Raw genomic sequence first — 16950 nt, forward strand, 5'->3', positions numbered from 1 at the left:
GTTTGTAGGCGCAGTGCGAAGTGTTGTGACGGAATGTGCCGCGGCTACTGCAGCCGCCCCAGCATGGCCCGCACGATGCGCCGGTGAAAAGGCTTGACCACCGCCATGTAGGCATGCCCCAGCGCGTTGTGGATGTGCACCACCGAGCTGACCACCACCATGGGGGCTTGCCCGGCAGGGGCGTATTTGTGCAAGGACACCTGCACGTCCAGGTGCTTGTCGTCCTGGCCCATCACCACCTCGGTGTCACTGAGGTGGCGGATGAGGAAGATGCCCACCCGATCGCCCACTTGGTAGTCGCTGGCGTTCCGCGAGAGCTGGCCTGTTGCGGTGGGGTGCCGGTCGTGCAACTGCCCCAGGTCCTTGAGTCCGACCATGCGCACCAGCCGGTTGCGTGCCGCCATCAAGTGCTGCGTCCAGCGCGGTGTTTGGGCGACCAGGTCCAGCCAGGTCTGCAAGGCTCTGCGGGCTGGGGCGGGGTCGGCCACCTGGTAGGCGTCGTAAAACTGTGCGGCGGGCAGGCTGGCATGGATGGCCGTGCCCGGTGGCACCTGCGTTGCCTGAACGGGTGGGCGGGGCTGTAACGTGGGCATGTTGGAGGTGTTTTGGGAGGGTTTTGGGGCTTGGTGCTTATGAATAAAGCGCTGGCAGCTATTAAATTAATAGTGATTGTGTAGAGGCATCAGGCCATCAGGCCATCAGGCCATCAGGCCATCAGGCCATCAGGCCATCAGCCCGCCATGCGGCGCATGCTGGAAAACACATCAAACTCCCAACTGCGCATGGCCAGCAGCACGGTGTAGCCCTCCAGCTCGCGCGGGGGCAGCTTTTGGTCGGCCAGGTGCTGCTGCGCAAAGTCCTGCGCCACGCGCTGCATGCGCTCCATGAAGGCGGGGGCCAGTGCCCGGCTGATGGAGCCGTGCACCAGCAGCACGCCTTCGCCAGGGCCGTCAAAGCCCCCGGCAAAGTAGTTGAGCAGCGCGTGGTCGCGAAAGTAATGCATGACCGGCCCGTGGGGCCGCCAGCGGAAGGTTTTGGCCAGCTTCAGGCGGTAGCGGTTCAGCGGCCGCAGCTCGATGATGCCGATGCGGTCGAGCTGTGCCAGGTACTTGATGCCCTCGGCCTCGGTGAGCCGGTAGGTGGCCACCACCTGCTCCAGCGTCCACTGGCTGAGCACGCAAATCGCCATCAGCAGCAGCTTCTTGTCGCCCACCACGGCGGCTTCCTGCTCTTGGGTCAGCTCTTTGAGCAGCGGCTGCTCATCGGCCACGCGCCGGGCCAGGTCGGCAAAGTCCAGCGCCAGGGCGCGGCAGATGGCGTCGATGCGCGACAGCGGCATGTCCCCCTTGGCCAGCATGCGCTTGACGCTGGACTCGGCCATGCCCAGCGCCTGCGCCAGGTCGGCATAGGTCATCTGCGCGTGCTTCAGCTCTTTTTTCAGGGCGGCAACAAGATCGGCGGTTGTGCTCATGGGCGGCTCTTCGGTGGTGGCGATTGGGTATCGATTATGGATACCCGAAGTGCTTTGGGTAGCCCTGTGCGCGACTTTTTGAGGGGAAAACCCGTGGGCCTTTGCACACTGCGTTCCATCTTGTGTTGCCGCCCTGGAAGGGGCTCTTGCCATGAACGCTGTCCATTCCTTGCCTTCATCCACCCGCCGCTGGCCTGCACTGCAGCGTGCCGAGTGGGGATTTCTCATCGCCGCCATCGTGCTGCTGGCCGTGGCCGTGTGGGGGCCACACCTGCCCGCCAGTGCCCACCAGCACGACTTTGCCGACCAGCGTGGCTGGTGGGGCCTGCCCTGCGCGCTGGATGTGCTGAGCAACCTGCCGTTTGCCGTGGCGGGCGTGTGGGGGCTGGTGTGGCTGCGCCGCCTGGGCGCCCTGCGGTTGTGCCTGGCCACCCGCGCCACGGCAGCGCTGTTCTTTGTGGGGCTGGTGGTCACCACCGCAGGCTCCAGCTGGTACCACTGGCAGCCGGACGATGCGGGCCTGCTGTGGGACCGCCTGGGCATGTCGGTGGCGTTTGCCGGGCTGCTGGGGCTGGCCGCCGTGGGCCGCATCAGCCCCCGCGCCGGGCTGGCCACAGCGCTGGGTCTGCTGGTGGCCGCGCCGGCTGCCGTGCTGGTGTGGGCCCACACGGGCAACCTGCTGCCTTGGGCGGTGGTGCAAATCGGCGGCATGCTGGTGGTGTTGGCCTTGGCATGTTTGCCCCACCGCCATGGTGCGCTGGCGTTGCAGCTGGGTGCCGTGATCGCCTGGTATGCCGCCGCCAAGGCCATGGAGCTGGCCGACCATGCCGTGTACGAAGCCACGGCCGGGTGGGTGTCGGGTCACACCCTCAAGCACCTGTTGGCCGCTGGCGCCGCCTTGCCCGTGCTGTTTGCCATGGCGCGTCTGCACCACAGCCGCTATATCGCTGCGCCCGTGCCACGCCGCGCCATGCAGAATGGCGGGCAACATGGGAAGTGACACCGTGCGCACCGCACACCACCCTACAAAAAGCCTTGAGGAGAACCGCATGACCCCCCAGAACGGGCAGCCTGACGCGCACCCTGCGCCCCCCGCGCAACCTGGGCCGTTGGCTCACGAAGAGCCCAACCAGTTTGCCCTGCTGCGCCAGCGCCGGTTTGCGCCCTTTTTCTGGACGCAGTTTGCAGGCGCAGGCAACGACAACCTGTTCAAGTTCGCCTTCACGGTGATGGTGACCTACCAGCTCAGCGTGTCGTGGCTGCCGCCGACCATGGCAGGGCTGGTGATCGGTGCACTGTTCATCCTGCCGTTTTTGCTGTTCTCGGCCACCTCCGGTCAGCTCACCGACAAGTTCGACAAGACGCGGATGATCCGTTTCGTGAAGAACCTGGAGATCGCCATCATGGCGCTGGCGGCCGTGGGCTTTGTGGCCAACAACGTGCCGGTGCTGCTGTTGTGCACCTTCCTTATGGGGCTGCACTCCACACTGTTCGGGCCGGTCAAGTTTGCCTACATGCCCCAGGTGCTGAGCGAGCGCGAGTTGACAGGCGGCAACGGCATGGTCGAGATGGGCACTTTCGTCGCCATCTTGCTGGGCCAGGTGGCCGGTGGCCTGCTGGTGGCCATCCCTGGCATTGGCCACACTGCGGTGGCGGTGGGCTGTGTGGCCCTGGCGCTGGTGGGGCGCTTGGTGGCGCAGTTCATTCCCTCAGCCCCGGCCACCGACCCCAGCTTGGTCATCAACTGGAATCCCTTCACCGAAACCTGGCGCAACCTGAAACTCGCGCACGGCAACGTGGTGGTGTTCCGCTCGCTGCTGGGCATCAGCTGGATGTGGTTCTTCGGCGCCGTGTTCCTGTCGCAGTTTCCGGCCCTGGCCAAAGAGGTGCTGCACGGTAACGAGCAAGTGGCCTCGCTGCTGCTGGTGGTGTTCTCGGTGGGCATTGGCGTGGGCTCGCTGCTGTGCGAGGTGCTCAGCCGCCGCCATGTCGAAATCGGCCTCGTGCCCCTGGGTGCCATTGGCATGAGCGTGTTTGCGGTTGATTTGTACTTTGCCACCCGCAGCCTGCCTGCGGCCGAGATGATGGGCGCTGCCGCCTTTCTTGCGCAACACCAACACTGGCGCGTGCTGCTGGACCTGGCGCTGCTGAGCCTGTTTGCCGGGCTGTACAGCGTGCCCATGTACGCCCTGATCCAAATGCGCAGCCAGCCCACGCACCGCGCCCGCATCATCGCGGCCAACAACATCCTGAATGCGCTGTTCATGATCGGCAGCTCCGTCATCGCCGGGGCCTTGCTGGGTGCAGGCTTCACCGTGCCGCAAGTCTTCCTGTTCACCGGCATTGCCAATGCGGTGGTGGCGGCTTACATCTTTTTGCTGGTGCCCGAATACCTGCTGCGTTTTGTGGCCTGGGTGCTGTCGCGCTTTGTGTACCGCTTCAAGGTGCGTGGCGACGAGCACATCCCCACCACGGGCGCGGCCATCCTGGCGTGTAACCACGTGAGCTTTGTCGATGCCGTGCTGCTCATGGCCGCCAGCCCCCGGCCCATCTACTTCCTGATGGACCACCGCATCTTCCGCGTGCCGGTGCTTGGCTGGCTGTTCCGCCTGGCCAAGGCCATCCCGGTGGCGTCTCAAAAAGACGACCCAGCCACCTACCAGGCCGCGTTTGACCGCGCCGCCCAGGTGCTGCGCGAGGGCGATTTACTGGCCATCTTCCCCGAAGGCGGCATCACCAAGGATGGTGAGCTGCAAGAGTTCAAGGGCGGCATCATGAAGATCATCGAGCGTGCCCAGGCCGACGGTGTGCAGGCCCCCGTGGTGCCCATGGCGCTGACCAACCTGTGGGGCTCGTTCTTCAGCCGCGTGGAGCAGGGCACCGCCATGGCGAAGCCCTTCCGTCGGGGTATGTTCAACCGCGTGGGCTTGAATGTGGGGCCTGCGATGGAGGCCACCCAGGTGCAGCCCGCCGTGCTGCGCGAACGGGTGGCGGGGTTGCTGCGGGCATGAGCCGCGCCGAATCCATTGTGGCCGTGCCAGTGGCAGCGTTGGATGCGGCAGACCATCCTGGTGTGACCGAGCGCATCCTGGATTTTTTGCACGGTATCGGTTTGCCTGTGTGCGAGGCCGACGTGCCCGATGGCAGCTTTTTACCAGGCGTCCGCATCGAGCGCGGCGGGCTGCGCGTTGACCGAAAGCGGCTGCGCTGGCCGGGCGATCTTCTGCACGAGGCGGGCCACTTGGCGGTGGTACCTGCCGCCCTGCGGGCCACGATGGACGATGCCTTGCAGGATCTGCCCGCCGTGCCCCACGGTGGCGAGATCGAGGCCACCGCATGGGCGTGGGCCGCTACGCAGCATCTGGGGTTGGATTCCGCCGTGCTTTTTCATGAAGGTGGGTACCACGGGCGGTCCGCCAGTCTGCGCACCACCTTCGGGTTGGGGGTGTACCTGGGCGCGTCGGGCCTGGCTGCTGCCGGGTTGGCCTTGTTGCCGTCACAGGTGCAGCCCGGTGGGCAGCCGGCTTACCCGCACATGCTGGCTTGGCTGAGGGCCTGAGGGTTCGCAGCCATCGACTGACTGGGCGCGGCCGCAGCGAACAAGTGCTGTGGGCTGCGCTGCGTCACCTGGTCGCTGTTTTGCCCCCTTCTTCACTCCGCCCGGATATTGGCCCGCTGCGCAATCGCGCGCATGCGCGGCAGTTCGTCGTCAATGCGGGCGGCTACGGCGGCGGCGCTTTCGTAGGCGTGCTCCAGGCCACTGGCCACCAGTTTGCTGCGCACCTCGGGGTCTGCCAGGGTTTCAGACAAGGCCTTTTGCAGCTTGGCCTTGGCATCGGCGGGCGTGCCGCGCGGCGCCACGATGGCCAGCCATGAATCTGCCGAGAAGCCTGGGTAGCCGCCTTCGGCCACGGTGGGCACATCCGGCAATTGCGTGGCACGCGTGGCACCCGTCACCGCAATCGCCTTGATCTTGCCGCCCTTGAGCTGCGGCAGCGCCGCTGCCACGGTGTCGACCGAGAGTGGAATCTGTCCGCCGATCAGATCGTTCATCGCGGGGGCGCTGCCCTTGTAGGGAATGTGCGTGACCTTGATGCCCAGGGCCGACCACATCAGCTCGCCCGCAAAGTGCCCGGTGGTGCCGTTGCCGAACGAGCCATACACATACTTGTCGGGGGTGGCGCGGACGGCCGCCGTCAGCTGCTTCAGGTTGCCCACGGGCACATCCTTGTGGGCCAGCAAAATCAAGGGCACCCGCGCCACCATGCCGATGGGCTCGTAGCTCTTGACCGGGTCGTAGGGCAGCTTGGGGTTGAGGGCCGGGTTCACCGTGAAGGTCGAGCCCGAGCTGATCAGCAGCGTGTACCCATCGGCCGGTGCATTGGCCACGAAGGACGCCCCCACGATGGTGCCTGCACCGCCTTTGTTCTCGATCACGATGGGCTGGCCCAGGTGGTCGCCCAGCTTTTTGCTGATGAGCCGGGCCACGATGTCCACGGCCCCGCCGGGTGGAAACGGAACGACCAGTTGAACGGGCTTGGTGGGGTACGTCTGTGCCTGTGCGGCAGGTGTCAGGGTGCAGGCGGCCCATGCTGCAATGGCTACTGCGGCGCAGGCGCGCCGGGTTGGGCGTAGATCACTCTTCATATCCATGCTCCTCTTGCTGATGACTGCCAGGAACGCAACCCTGCGCACCGATGCGCGGATGGGGCAGGATTGCGGAATGCCGGGCCGCGCAGCGGCCCGAAGGAGTGGGGCTGTGATCAGCCCGCGGCAGGCTCAGCCGTTGCGGAACAGGAAGCTGTAGGCGTTGAGCGCTGGCACGCCGCCCAGGTGGGCATACAGCACGCGCGAGCCTTCGGGGAACTCGCCCTTGCGCACCATGTCGATCATGCCGTGCATGGACTTGCCCTCGTACACCGGGTCGGTCAGCATGCCCTCCTGGCGCGCACACAGGCGAATCGCTTCGAGCGTGCCCTCGTTGGGCAGGCCGTATTCGGGGCCGCCGTAGCGGGTGTCCAGGATCACGTCCTCGGCCGTGATCTCCTGGCCCAGCTCCACCAGCTTGGCGGTGTTCTGGGCGATGCGCAGCACCTGGGCATGGGTCTTTTCGGGCTTGGCGGAGGCGTCGATACCAATCACCTTGCGCGCCCGGCCATCGGCCGCAAAGCCCACCACCATGCCCGCCTGCGTGCTGCCCGTGACTGAGCAGACCACGATGTAGTCGAACTGGAAGCCCAACTCTTTTTCCTGCTGGCGCACTTCTTCGGCAAAACCCACGAAGCCCAGGCCGCCGTACGGGTGCTCTGAGCAGCCTGCGGGAATCGGGAAGGGCTTGCCCCCGGCCTTCTTCACGTCTTCCATGGCCTGCTCCCAGCTGGGGCGGATGCCAATGTCAAAGCCCGCAGCGTCCAGGCGCACGTCGGCGCCCATGATGCGGCTCATCTCGATGTTGCCCACGCGGTCGTACACCGCATCGGAGTAGTTCACCCAGTTCTCTTGCACCAGCACGCACTTCATGCCCAGGTGCGCGGCCACGGCGGCCACCTGGCGCGTCTGGTTGGACTGGATGCCGCCAATCGACACCAGCGTGTCGTAGCCGCCCGCAATCGCTTCCGGGATGAGGTATTCGAGCTTGCGCGTCTTGTTGCCGCCAAAGGCCAGGCCTGAATTGCAGTCCTCGCGCTTGGCATACAGGTGCACCTTGCCGCCCAGGTGGGCCGACAGGCGCGGCAGCGCCGTGATGGGCGAGGGGCCGAAGGTGAGCGGGTGGCGGGGGAATTTTTGCAAGTTCATGGCGTTTTCCGGTCGATGGAAGGGGAATGCAGGGGGTGGGATGCAAGCGGGCTTGCAGTGCCTTCATCGTAGAAAAATGCCTGAATCAATGGGTTGTGAATTTTGGGTGAATTTCGGTGTTTTGGTTTTTCATATGAAAATTAGTCATTACTAAATTTCTTGAAAATAGCTATGTGCGCAACAAAAGTTCGTGCCAAGAATGTGCAACAGGCGGATGTGTCTGCCGAGCTGGACCGCACCGACAAAGCCATCCTGCGCCAGCTGCAGCGCGATGCCTCCCTGTCCAACGTGGCCCTGGCCGAGAAGGTACACCTGAGCGCCCCCGCCTGCCTGCGCCGGGTGGAGCGGCTCAAGCGCCTGGGGCTCATTGATGGGGTGGTGGCGCTGCTCAACCCCAAGGCCGTGGGCGCAGGCATGCTGGTGATGATTGGCGTGGTGCTGGACCGCTCAACGCCCGAGTCCTTTGCCGAGTTCGAGAAAGCCGCCATCAAGATCTCGGGCTGCATGGAGTGCCATGTGGTCACCGGCGAGTTCGACTACTTCATGCTGGTGCGCACACGCGACAGCGAAAGCTTCAACCGCCTGCATGCCGAGCAGCTCATCTACCTGCCCGGCGTGCGGCAGGTGCGCTCGTTCATGGTGCTGCGCAATGTGTTGTCCTCCACCGAGCTGCCGCTGGCGCTTTAACGCCCCTGAGGCCAACCTCCCCCAACTTGGCGCCCTCAGGGCGCAGCGCGCAGGCGCCCCTTCAGCGCAGCCCAGGCGGGGCCTCCAAACACATTCACCAGCAACCCGGCCATCAGCAGCCCAGCGCCTGCAAAGTGCACCGGCAGCAGTTGCTCGCCAAACACCCACCAGCCCGTCGTCAGCCCCACCACGGGCACCAGCAGCGTGAAGGGTGCCACGCGGTTCACGGGGTAGCGGGACATGAGGAAAGTCCACAGCCCAAACCCCAGCAAGGTTGATACCCAGGCGATGTAGCCCACCGCAGCCAGCGAGGTGAGCGAGAGGTTTTGCACAGCGGCCAGCACGGCGCTGGCCCCGTCCATCCACACCGCCAGCGCCAAAAACGGCAGCGGCGCCACCAGGCTGGACCACACGATGAACGCAAACTGGTTCATCGGCCCATAGCGCCCCACCGCCCGCGTGGCGATGTTGCCGCAGCCCCACAGCGCTGCGGCAGCCACGGTGAGCGCAAACCCCGCCAGTGGCATCGAGGCCCCGTGCGCGCTGCCAATCAGCACCAGCCCGGCCCCGGCCAGCGCCAGCCCAGCCATCTGGTTGCCATGCCACTTCTCACGCAGCCACCAGGCCGCCAGCAGCAGGGTAAAGAACGACTGCGACTGCAGTACCAGCGATGCCAACCCCGAAGGCATGCCGATGTGGATGGCCGTGAACAGCAGCGCAAACTGGCCCACCGCCATCGTCATGCCGTACAGCAGGTACAGGCGCAGCGGCACCTTGGGTGGCCGCACAAAGAGCAGCGCCGGAAACGCAGCCAGCAGGTAACGCAGCGCCCCCAGCAGCATGGGCGGCACGCCGTTCAAGCCCACTTTGATGACCGCAAAGTTCAGGCCCCAGACCACGATGACGAGCAGGGCCAGACATAGGTCGCGGGGGCGCATGGGGAGGTTCATGGGGCGGTGGTGGTCACAACGGAAGATGTGCCATTGTCCGCGCGGGCCCGGGGCTGCGCTATGCGGCAGACGGCCTCGTCCCTGTCAAAAACGGACAGGCTGGGTCGTGTTAGCCGTTCTAGGTTTATGACTTCGGAGGCAGAGCTGTCCATGGATCATGAAAGTTACTTCAGGTGGCCTCAAATCTGAAGTGCAACACCCCCTTCAGTTCCGAAATTGAAGAGACGGCTTTTCTCCGTATATCGCCGCTATCTTTTCAAAGACACGATAAATGCCGATTTCCTTGGCTGCCTCAAGGTAGCCCGCCTCTTCCATGAAGACGGCAGAGCTCCCGTCGCACATCACTCCGATGCCACGAAGCTCGCCCTGTTCGTCCTCACTGTCTGGGGCAATGAACCCGATGGTCACATGCCCGTAAACGTCGAGCGTGTAATCGATCGCATGGCTTGCGCAGAACTCAGCCATGTGGGTCTGCAACTCCTCAGTGAGTTGGTTCATGCCCGGTAGGTCGTCCTTGCTTTCCAGGCCGTACCGACTGAAGCCCACGTCAAAGTTGACTTCTTGCATATCCACCCGGTCGAGCGCATCCCTCAATTCGCGAAGTGTCGCGTACGGAAGTTTTGCCTCGCCATAGTCTTCATCTTCTGCGTCATAGGGGTAGCTCCACACATCGGTTGGGTTATCGGCAGATGCCAGGCCCTCCCCTATCAGTAAATCCAGCACTTGCCTGGTTTTTTCTGGGTTTGCAAACGCTTCCTTGCTGATGGGCATCAGCAGGTAATTCGACATCGACATGGACTTCCTTGATCGGTTCGTTGGTGGGCGTGGTGGCCACGGAATCGGCTTTGCGGATACGAAGGCCGCGCCAATATCTTAGACGCGGAGAACAGCGCACGGCTGGACAGTTTGTCCACCGCCCAGCGTGTCGGTGCTGGTGTGGGTCACGATCAAGACGCTCGATGCTCTGACGAACTGCTCAAAACTCTTGGAGGGGATGTTGCAAGCAAAAAAGGCATGTGGTGCTTATGGGTAAAGCGCAAAAAGCTATATTTTTTTATAGCAAAAATGTGCGTCTTCGCATTACCCATTGAACAACCCGTGCCGTTGTGGCTGGCCCGGCTTGCTGTCAACTCATCCCCTCCACCCCAAAACTCAACCCCGCATTCGCCTGCAGCCGCGCCATCAGCGCATCCCCCATCGCGGGCGCCGTGGTCCAGATGCCGCCGGGTGTGGCGGTGGCGTCTTGCAGCAGGCAGACGGCCGCCTCGGCAATCATCTTGGAGGTGGAGCCGTAGCCGGGGTCACGGTCGCCCTTCACGCCCACGCGCAGGGTGTTGCCTGCGGTGTCGGTGCCCAAAAAGAGCACGTCGTAAAAGCCGCTTTCGCGCTCTTCGCGCGAGGGGCCTTCGCCCGGCTTGGGGCCTTGGTCGGAGCCCATCGATTTGTCGCCCGCCACCGCGTTGGCAATGGCTTCCCCCTTTTCGCCGGGGCCGGTGATGAGCATTTCGTCGTAGACAAAGTCCTGGCCCCAGGCGTGTTGCAGCAGCAGGTTGGAGCGGTGCACGTTGCGTGTGTTGATGGCCGCCATCACAAACGGCGCCACCCAGATGCCCGCGCCGTTCACCGTGCCCAGGGCCTCGTCCACCATGGGCTTGTGGCCCGAGGGCTGGCGCGGGCCCTCGAACCCCGGGGTCAGCGCAAAGGGGTTGCGCAGCAAATCCAGCACGGCGGGGTTGGCGGCCGAGGCCACCAGCGTGGCCTTGAGGCTGGCGGCGGTGCCGCCCGAGAAGGTGCCCTTCATCTTGCGCACGCGGCCCCGCACCCTGGGGGCTGGGTGGCCAAAGCGCTGGGCAAATTCCTTTTGCAACAGGTACACGCCCAGGTCGAACGGGATGGAGTCAAACCCGCACGAGAACACGATGCGCGCACCGCTGGCCTGGGCGGTGGCTTCGTGGGCGTCGATCATTTGGCGCATCCAGGCGGGTTCGCCGCACAGGTCCACATAGTCCACGCCGCTGGCGGCGCAGGCAGCCACCAGTTCGTTGCCATACAGCTGGTAGGGCCCCACGGTGGTCAGCACCAGGCGTGTGGCGTTCATCAGCGCTTGCAGGCTGGCGGGGTTGGAGGTGTCGGTCACGACCAGTGGGGTGTCTGCCGGGGCTCCCAGTTCGTCGCGCACGGCGGCGAGCTTGTCGGCGTTGCGCCCGCCCATGGCCCAGCGCAGGCCGCTGCCTGCGGGGTAGCGTTGCAGCAGGTATTCCACCACCAGGCGGCCTGTGAAGCCGGTGGCGCCGTGGACGACGAGGTCAAAGGTTTTGGTCATGGCAATGGGGTTCAAAAAATAGGGCTGCGATGCCTGGATGGGTGGTGGGTGCGTGGGGTGCACCAGGTTCGCGGGCATTGTCTGGGCAGCCCGGTTGCCGGGCTGTCGCGCAGGCGCATGGGTGGCAGTGAAGCGCTTTGACGTAGCTCCCAGGAGCGGGTTTGATGCAGAAAGTACAAAAAAACGGTACTTTTTGGCCGGTGGGCAGGCACTGTTACGTTCGAATGCAGACACGCAAGTTACGAGTTGGCACTATTCGCACCGTGTTCAACCCAGGCTCCTTCATGGAGCACCCCCATCCCATGCGACTCTTTCGCCGCAATGTTGTCTCCCAGACCATCGCCGTGGCCCTGCCCCGCCAGGCTCTGACCAATCCATCCTGGGCCGCCCCCCGTTGGAAGCAGGCGCTGGCGCGTGTGCTGTTGGCCGCCGGGGTGCTGGGCGCGCTGGCTGTAACGGCTGTGACGCCAGCCCACGCGCACAGCGAGGCGTCTGCAGTGCTGTCGCTGCTGCCGGTGGCCTCGGTGGTGGCGGTGGCTGGAGGGGTTTCGGCGGCGGCCGGGGCCGTGGTGGCCGTGCCTGCAGCGCTGTCGGTGACGGGCGCCGTGCTGGTGGTGAAGTCGGTGGAGGCGTCTGCCGCGGGCACGCTGTATGTGCTGGAGCGTGCCTCTGATGGCGCCCGGGTCAGCGTGGAGGTGGTCGGGCGCGGGGTGGGGGCCTCGGCCCACGCGGTGGGCACCACCGTGACCTGCAGCGTGATCGGCACCGGCGTGGTGCTGTCGGTGGCGGGTGAGGCGCTGGCCTTTGTGCCCAATGCCATCGGCCGCGCCCTGCTGCACAACGAACGCTTGTAAGGCACCCGACACCATGATCACTCTGACTCCTTCTGAGGTCCCCATGCATGCCCTGGCGCGGCGCAAGCCTTTGCCTGGCTTCCCTGCCGTATGGGGCATGGCTGCGCTAGCCACAGCCGCCGTGCTGGCTGCCGCCCCAGCCCATGCAGGCCGCGCTTGTGATGAGCGCAAGCCCGTCACTGCCCAGGTGATTGAGCGTGGCATGGCGCTGGCGGCGCAAACCTCACAGGCGCTGGATGCCGAGAACGAGCGCAGCGGCGCCACGGTGGTGCTGATTGGCCGGGCCGGGCAAGACCTGAGCAAGTACGGCCTGCGCTACTCGCACTTTGGCTGGGCCTACAAAACGCCCGAAGGCCCCTGGCGCGTGGCGCACAAGCTCAACGAATGCGGAACGGCCGTGGGCCATGTGTACCGCCAGGGCCTGGGCGAGTTCTTTTTGGACGACCTGTGGCGCTTTGAGGCCGTGCTGGCCGTGCCCAGCCCCGCTGTGCAGGCCCAGTTGCTGCCGGTGTTGAGCGACAACGGCCGCGCCACCATGCTGCACGCCCAGCCCTACAGCATGGTCAGTTATGCGTGGGGCACCAAGTACCAGCAGTCCAACCAGTGGGCGCTGGAGACCCTGGCCTTTGCTATGGAGCCCGCCACCGTGCGCACCCGTGAGCAGGCCCAGGCGTGGTTGCGCTTCAAGGGCTACGAGCCCACGGCGCTGAAGCTGGGGCCGCTGACCCGGCTGGGTGGGCGCGTGGGCTCGGCCAACATTGCGTTTGACGACCATCCCAATGACAAGCGGTATTCCGATCGCATTGAGACGGTGACAGTGGACTCGGTGCTGTCGTGGATGCAGCGCACACAGCTGGCGGCAGCGCCGGTGGGTGTGCAGGCCAAGCGCTGAAGCCATTCAATTGAAGTAAAAATGGCTGCTAGCGCTTTCTAATCAATCGCTAGTAGCTATTAAAAACATAGCAAATCAAAGTGGGGGTAGCCATGAGCAAGTCTTTGCGTTTGTCAGAGAAGTGGTTTCGACGGGGGCTGTGGCTGGTGGCCGTGGTGTTTGCCAGCTTTCTGATCGGGCTGGGGGGCACCGTGGTGGGCGACTTGCCCAAGGTGGAGCGGCCCCTGCGGGTGGACGACTTTTTGGACAAGGCGCAGGCCCAGGCGCTGCGCGACAAAATCCGCACCCAGCGCGAGGCCGAGCAAGACGCCCAGACTGCGCTGGAGCAGGCCCAGTTGCAGCACCGCAAGGCCCAAAGCGACAACCAGGCCGAGCGCGAAACCTTCAACAACTGGCTGGCCACCCGCCGCGTGACCGAGCGCGCCGTGCACGACCCCGAGGTGCTGGCCCGCACCCGCCAGCTGGACCAGCTCAAGCAGGCCGAGCGCCAGGCCCTGCGCGCTGTGGAGGCCCAGCAGCAGGCCGCGCTGGATGCCCGCCAGACAGCAGCGGCCACGCAAAGGCAGCTCAGCGATCTGGAAACCGATGGCTACGAGCGCCTGCGTGTGGAAAGCCGCAAGGTCGAGCTGCGCGTGTTTCTGTACCGCCTGGCCCTGACCCTGCCGCTTCTGGTGGCGGCGGGCTGGCTGTTCGTCAAAAAGCGCAAGGGCACCTACTGGCCGTTTGTGTGGGGCTTCATCTTCTTTGCGCTGTTTGCCTTCTTTGTGGAGCTGGTGCCTTACCTGCCCAGCTACGGTGGCTACGTGCGCTACGTGGTGGGCATTGGCATCACGGTGCTGGTGGGGCGCTACGCCATCCTGGCGCTGAACCGCTACCTGGAGCGCCAAAGGCTGGCTGAATCCCTGCCCGACGCCCAGCGCCGTGAAGAACTGGGCTACGACGTGGTGATGGCCCGTCTGGCCAAGAGCGTGTGCCCCGGCTGCGAGCGGGCGGTGGACCTCAAGAACGAGGCCATCGACTACTGCCCCCACTGCGGCCTGTGCCTGTTTGACCGCTGCGGCCACTGCAGCACCCGCAAGAACGCATTCTCGCGCTACTGCTTTTCGTGCGGCACCCCCAGCACTGCTGAAAGCGCGACTGATAGCGCAGTAGAGGGTGTTGCGCAGATGCCCCAAGGGGCCGCGGCGGGCCGCCCTGCAGGCCCCGTCCATCCCTAGAATCAACGACAAACCGAGGAGAGAAGCGCATGTCCAACCCGACCCCCGTGCAGACCGCACAGCCTGTACAGAGCGCGAGCGCCGCAGGCACCTTTCAGCTGACCCCCCCGAGGTGGTGCAGCCCGTCAGCAACGAAGTGGCCAGCACGGCCGTGCCATTGGCCCCCGAAGTGGCGCGCGCCGTGGAAGACCAGGTGAGCCGCTTTGTCGATAGCTTGATGTCCGAAGACGTGCAAAGCGAAGGCTTTCGCGCCAAGCTCGACAGCGCCTTTGCCCTGGGGCGTGAAGAAATCTCGGTGGCGGCCAGCCTGATGCAGGGGCGCTTCATGGAGCGCAACTTTGTGGGCGTGGAAGACGGCACGGCCTTTCGCGCCATCCAGGACATGCGCCGCCAGCTCGACACGCTCAACCCCGGCAAAGAGGGTGACCTGTTCCAGCCGCAAAAGCTGCTGGGCTTTATCCCCTTTGGCAACCGGCTGCAAAACTACTTCCGCCGCTTTGAAAGCGCGGGCGGCCAGCTGCAAAAAAGCATGGAGCAGCTCTACGCCGCACGCGACGACATGCAGCGCGATGTGGTCGAGATCGAAGCCACCCGCACCAAGCTGTGGGACGCCATGCAAAAGCTCACCGGCGCCATGCGCTTTGCGCAGGTGCTGGACGAGCGGCTCATGGCCAAAGTCGAATCGCTGAGGGCCACCGAGCCACAGCGCGCCAAGGCACTGGAGCAAGAGGTGCTGTTCTACGCCCGCCAAAACCTGCAAGACATGTTGACCCAGCAGGCCGTGTGCACCAACGGCTACCTGGCGCTCGATGTGCTCAAGAAGACCGGGCGCGAGATGATGAACGGCTGCTCGCGCGTGGCCACCACCGGCATGAGCGCCCTGGCCGTGGCGCAGACCGTGGCCCGCGCCACCGGCAACCAGATCAAGGTGATGGACATGCTCACCGGCGTGAACAGCACCATCGAGAACCTGATCGCCGAAACCGGCCGCCAGCTCAACACCCATGTGGACAAGACCACGCAGTTTGCGCAGAACCCCATGGTGGGCATCGACAAGCTCAAGGAAATGTTCGACCAGACCTTCAAGGCCATGGACGCGATGGACGACTTCCGCTCCAAGGCCATCGTGGTGATGGGGCAGAACAACGCGATGATCGCTTCCGAAATCCAGCGGGCAGAGCAATACATCGACAAGGTGCGCATGGAGCAGGCCAAGAAGGCCACTTCGTCGCAGCTCAGCGGGCCCGTGAAGCTCTGACTTTGCTTGTTTCCCGTGTCTCTCCCGTGTCCCTTATTTTTAACTTGACGAAGGAAAACTGAAATGGCAACCCGCTACATGGTTCAACGCGACACCACCGCATGGCGTCTGCAAGTGCGCGTCTCTTTTGCCTTGTCGGTGCTGTGCGCCGCCATCGGCGTGATCAACTTGCCCGGCCAGGAGCTGGACCGCGCCTTCCTGGCCATCGGCCTGTTCTTTTGCCTGTTCAGCACCTTTGCCGTGGCCAAGACCCAGCGCGACAACCGCGACGGGGCGGTGGACACCTCGCAGTGGGTCATCACCGTGTGGGTGGCCTTTGCAGCGGCCATCTTGCTGACCGGCTGGGGCCTGTGGCGCATGAAGATCGACGAATGGCAGAAGTACTACATGCTGGTGAGCTGGCTGTTCCTGGTCAGCTCCACCTTCACGCTGTCCAAGACCGTGCGTGATGCGCAAGAGGCAGAGCTGCTGGAGCGCCGCGCCACCCGCGCCCGCGAAGGCAGCGACGCGTCCTGATCCATTGGGCAGCCCCCGCCTGTTCATTGGCGGGTGCTGCCTTCAGCGCGATTTCTTGGATTCCAGAAACCGCTGCTGCCTTGCAAGCACTTCGGCCGCACTGCGGCCGATTTTCTTTTCGCGGGCCAGAATTTCACCGTGCAGCAGGGCCAGTTGCTGCAGCAGTGCATCGTGGGCCGAGGGCTGGCCTTCGTGCAACATCTGGCGGCGCTGTGCTGCAGGCACGCGCAGGTAGGCCTGCAGCGTGTCGGGCAGGTAGCGGCGCAGGCACTCGCGCAGAAACAGGCGGTCTTCCACGGTGAAGTGTTCGTCGTGCGTGGGCCGCTCGTGGCCCATGCGTTGGAAGGCTTCCTTGGTCTCCAGCAGGCGCTGCGTGGCCTGCTCGCCCAGCTCGGGGGCTGCGGCCTCCAGGGCGCGGTCAAAGGCTTGCAGGGTTTCTGTGTCAAACAAAGCTGCCGCTGGGGCCAGTGCACTGTGGGTAGGCCGTGCGGGGCGTGTGCGCCACCAGCCCAGCGCACCCAGCAGGGTGGCACCCGCGCCTGCAGCCAGCGGCAGCACCGCTGACTGGATCACCCCCAGCAACACCACCACCGCACCGCCCGCCGCCAGCACGCTGGTGGCAATGTGCAGCGCCGAGGGCGCCACATGCGCCTGCGGCGGCGCGGCAAAGTAGTCGGCCAGCGGCGTACCCAGCTGGGTGCGCGCATGGGCGCGGTGCAGCCGCTCGGCCAGTTCGGTGTGGGCCGGGGGCTCCTCGGTGGCGCGGGCCTTGCGCTCGTGCAGCAGCGCAGTGCGCCGGTTCACGGGGCCGTCACCGGCGACAAAGCGCGAATCGTCCTCGGGAGAGTTCATCAAAAAAGCCTGATGGGTAAAAGGGGGCAATGGCAAGCGCGAAGCCGATTACAAAGGCGCCGGGCTGCAAAGGCAAGCCCGTGGCCTGTGAGTGTGCGATTTTGAATCAAATTGGGCTGTAGGGCTTGATTGGT

The 16950-nt window shown here is 64.8% G+C and carries 17 protein-coding genes; 9 read left to right on the plus strand and 8 right to left on the minus strand.

The features are described from left to right. Window positions 1-44: 44 nt before the first annotated feature. A complete protein-coding gene (locus tag EAG14_RS02265; RefSeq protein WP_121727939.1) occupies window positions 45-593 on the minus strand; it encodes a DUF2867 domain-containing protein in 549 nt (182 codons plus the stop codon). 137 nt (window positions 594-730) lie between these two features. Then, on the minus strand, window positions 731-1471 hold the full coding sequence (locus EAG14_RS02270; protein WP_099656860.1) for a helix-turn-helix transcriptional regulator: 741 nt from the start codon (window positions 1469-1471) through the stop codon (window positions 731-733). Between the two features lie 151 nt (window positions 1472-1622). Between EAG14_RS02270 and EAG14_RS02275 the strand changes: the two genes are divergently transcribed. The 3 genes from EAG14_RS02275 to EAG14_RS02285 are packed head-to-tail and all read left to right on the plus strand — an operon-like array spanning window position 1623 to window position 5030. Then, on the plus strand, window positions 1623-2471 hold the full coding sequence (locus EAG14_RS02275) for a hypothetical protein (RefSeq protein ID WP_205603489.1): 849 nt from the start codon (window positions 1623-1625) through the stop codon (window positions 2469-2471). A 49-nt stretch (window positions 2472-2520) separates the two neighbouring features. Further along, window positions 2521-4482, plus strand: a complete 1962-nt coding sequence (locus EAG14_RS02280; RefSeq protein WP_121727940.1) for an MFS transporter — start codon at window positions 2521-2523, stop codon at window positions 4480-4482. Beyond that, entirely contained in the window at window positions 4479-5030 is a 552-nt protein-coding gene (locus EAG14_RS02285; RefSeq protein ID WP_240456908.1) for a hypothetical protein, read from the plus strand. Before EAG14_RS02280 ends, EAG14_RS02285 begins: the two co-directional genes overlap by 4 nt. Before the next feature lie 92 nt (window positions 5031-5122). On the opposite strand, the gene EAG14_RS02290 is transcribed toward EAG14_RS02285, so the two are convergent. Both EAG14_RS02290 and EAG14_RS02295 read right to left on the minus strand, forming a co-directional pair. Next, window positions 5123-6118, minus strand: coding sequence for a tripartite tricarboxylate transporter substrate binding protein (locus tag EAG14_RS02290; RefSeq protein ID WP_099656858.1), 996 nt, complete (start codon window positions 6116-6118; stop codon window positions 5123-5125). 132 nt (window positions 6119-6250) lie between these two features. Beyond that, on the minus strand, window positions 6251-7267 hold the full coding sequence (locus EAG14_RS02295; RefSeq protein ID WP_121727941.1) for a 1-aminocyclopropane-1-carboxylate deaminase: 1017 nt from the start codon (window positions 7265-7267) through the stop codon (window positions 6251-6253). Window positions 7268-7438: 171 nt separating this feature from the next. On the opposite strand from EAG14_RS02295, the gene EAG14_RS02300 reads away from it, so the two are divergent. Continuing rightward, entirely contained in the window at window positions 7439-7954 is a 516-nt protein-coding gene (locus EAG14_RS02300; RefSeq protein WP_099656856.1) for an Lrp/AsnC family transcriptional regulator, read from the plus strand. A gap of 35 nt (window positions 7955-7989) precedes the next feature. Here the strand turns inward: EAG14_RS02300 and EAG14_RS02305 are convergent, their stop codons facing one another. The 3 genes from EAG14_RS02305 to EAG14_RS02315 form a co-directional block, all read right to left on the minus strand. Next, window positions 7990-8904 carry an EamA family transporter gene (locus tag EAG14_RS02305; RefSeq protein WP_121727942.1) on the minus strand — a complete coding sequence of 305 codons (915 nt, stop codon included), beginning with the start codon at window positions 8902-8904 and terminating at the stop codon, window positions 7990-7992. A 204-nt stretch (window positions 8905-9108) separates the two neighbouring features. After that, complete coding sequence (locus tag EAG14_RS02310; protein ID WP_162995882.1) at window positions 9109-9699, minus strand: hypothetical protein; 591 nt, start codon at window positions 9697-9699, stop codon at window positions 9109-9111. A gap of 331 nt (window positions 9700-10030) precedes the next feature. Then, a complete protein-coding gene (locus EAG14_RS02315; RefSeq protein ID WP_121730255.1) occupies window positions 10031-11227 on the minus strand; it encodes a trans-acting enoyl reductase family protein in 1197 nt (398 codons plus the stop codon). A 302-nt stretch (window positions 11228-11529) separates the two neighbouring features. Here EAG14_RS02315 and EAG14_RS02320 point away from each other — a divergent pair, with 302 nt between their 5' ends. The 5 genes from EAG14_RS02320 (at window position 11530) to EAG14_RS02340 (ending at window position 15964) form a co-directional block, all read left to right on the plus strand. Continuing rightward, complete coding sequence (locus EAG14_RS02320) at window positions 11530-12081, plus strand: hypothetical protein (protein ID WP_240456909.1); 552 nt, start codon at window positions 11530-11532, stop codon at window positions 12079-12081. A 43-nt stretch (window positions 12082-12124) separates the two neighbouring features. Continuing rightward, window positions 12125-12973: a DUF2145 domain-containing protein gene (locus EAG14_RS02325; RefSeq protein WP_121727944.1), complete on the plus strand. Its 849-nt coding sequence runs from the start codon at window positions 12125-12127 to the stop codon at window positions 12971-12973. A 92-nt stretch (window positions 12974-13065) separates the two neighbouring features. After that, a complete protein-coding gene (locus EAG14_RS02330; protein WP_121727945.1) occupies window positions 13066-14190 on the plus strand; it encodes a serine endopeptidase in 1125 nt (374 codons plus the stop codon). A gap of 112 nt (window positions 14191-14302) precedes the next feature. Beyond that, the gene (locus EAG14_RS02335; protein WP_240456910.1) at window positions 14303-15448 is read left to right on the plus strand and encodes a toxic anion resistance protein; all 1146 of its coding nucleotides are present in this window, start codon (window positions 14303-14305) and stop codon (window positions 15446-15448) included. 63 nt (window positions 15449-15511) lie between these two features. Next, on the plus strand, window positions 15512-15964 hold the full coding sequence (locus EAG14_RS02340; RefSeq protein WP_099656850.1) for a YiaA/YiaB family inner membrane protein: 453 nt from the start codon (window positions 15512-15514) through the stop codon (window positions 15962-15964). 42 nt (window positions 15965-16006) lie between these two features. Here the strand turns inward: EAG14_RS02340 and EAG14_RS02345 are convergent, their stop codons facing one another. Further along, the gene (locus EAG14_RS02345; protein ID WP_121727946.1) at window positions 16007-16816 is read right to left on the minus strand and encodes a hypothetical protein; all 810 of its coding nucleotides are present in this window, start codon (window positions 16814-16816) and stop codon (window positions 16007-16009) included. Window positions 16817-16950 lie beyond the last annotated feature (134 nt).

It is taken from the genome of Acidovorax sp. 1608163, assembly GCF_003669015.1.
Lineage (GTDB): Bacteria > Pseudomonadota > Gammaproteobacteria > Burkholderiales > Burkholderiaceae_C > Acidovorax.

Excerpts from the sequence above, each read along its gene's own strand:
- EAG14_RS02320 (WP_240456909.1), top strand. The coding sequence starts at position 11,530 with ATGCGACTCTTTCGCCGCAATGTTGTCTCCCAGACCATCGCCGTGGCC.
- EAG14_RS02300 (WP_099656856.1), top strand. The coding sequence starts at position 7,439 with ATGTGCGCAACAAAAGTTCGTGCCAAGAATGTGCAACAGGCGGATGTG.
- EAG14_RS02285 (WP_240456908.1), top strand. The coding sequence starts at position 4,479 with ATGAGCCGCGCCGAATCCATTGTGGCCGTGCCAGTGGCAGCGTTGGAT.
- EAG14_RS02275 (WP_205603489.1), top strand. The coding sequence starts at position 1,623 with ATGAACGCTGTCCATTCCTTGCCTTCATCCACCCGCCGCTGGCCTGCA.
- EAG14_RS02340 (WP_099656850.1), top strand. The coding sequence starts at position 15,512 with ATGGCAACCCGCTACATGGTTCAACGCGACACCACCGCATGGCGTCTG.
- EAG14_RS02270 (WP_099656860.1), bottom strand. The coding sequence starts at position 1,471 with ATGAGCACAACCGCCGATCTTGTTGCCGCCCTGAAAAAAGAGCTGAAG.
- EAG14_RS02330 (WP_121727945.1), top strand. The coding sequence starts at position 13,066 with ATGAGCAAGTCTTTGCGTTTGTCAGAGAAGTGGTTTCGACGGGGGCTG.
- EAG14_RS02315 (WP_121730255.1), bottom strand. The coding sequence starts at position 11,227 with ATGACCAAAACCTTTGACCTCGTCGTCCACGGCGCCACCGGCTTCACA.
- EAG14_RS02305 (WP_121727942.1), bottom strand. The coding sequence starts at position 8,904 with ATGAACCTCCCCATGCGCCCCCGCGACCTATGTCTGGCCCTGCTCGTC.
- EAG14_RS02265 (WP_121727939.1), bottom strand. The coding sequence starts at position 593 with ATGCCCACGTTACAGCCCCGCCCACCCGTTCAGGCAACGCAGGTGCCA.
- EAG14_RS02280 (WP_121727940.1), top strand. The coding sequence starts at position 2,521 with ATGACCCCCCAGAACGGGCAGCCTGACGCGCACCCTGCGCCCCCCGCG.
- EAG14_RS02345 (WP_121727946.1), bottom strand. The coding sequence starts at position 16,816 with ATGAACTCTCCCGAGGACGATTCGCGCTTTGTCGCCGGTGACGGCCCC.
- EAG14_RS02290 (WP_099656858.1), bottom strand. The coding sequence starts at position 6,118 with ATGAAGAGTGATCTACGCCCAACCCGGCGCGCCTGCGCCGCAGTAGCC.
- EAG14_RS02325 (WP_121727944.1), top strand. The coding sequence starts at position 12,125 with ATGCATGCCCTGGCGCGGCGCAAGCCTTTGCCTGGCTTCCCTGCCGTA.
- EAG14_RS02295 (WP_121727941.1), bottom strand. The coding sequence starts at position 7,267 with ATGAACTTGCAAAAATTCCCCCGCCACCCGCTCACCTTCGGCCCCTCG.
- EAG14_RS02310 (WP_162995882.1), bottom strand. The coding sequence starts at position 9,699 with ATGTCGATGTCGAATTACCTGCTGATGCCCATCAGCAAGGAAGCGTTT.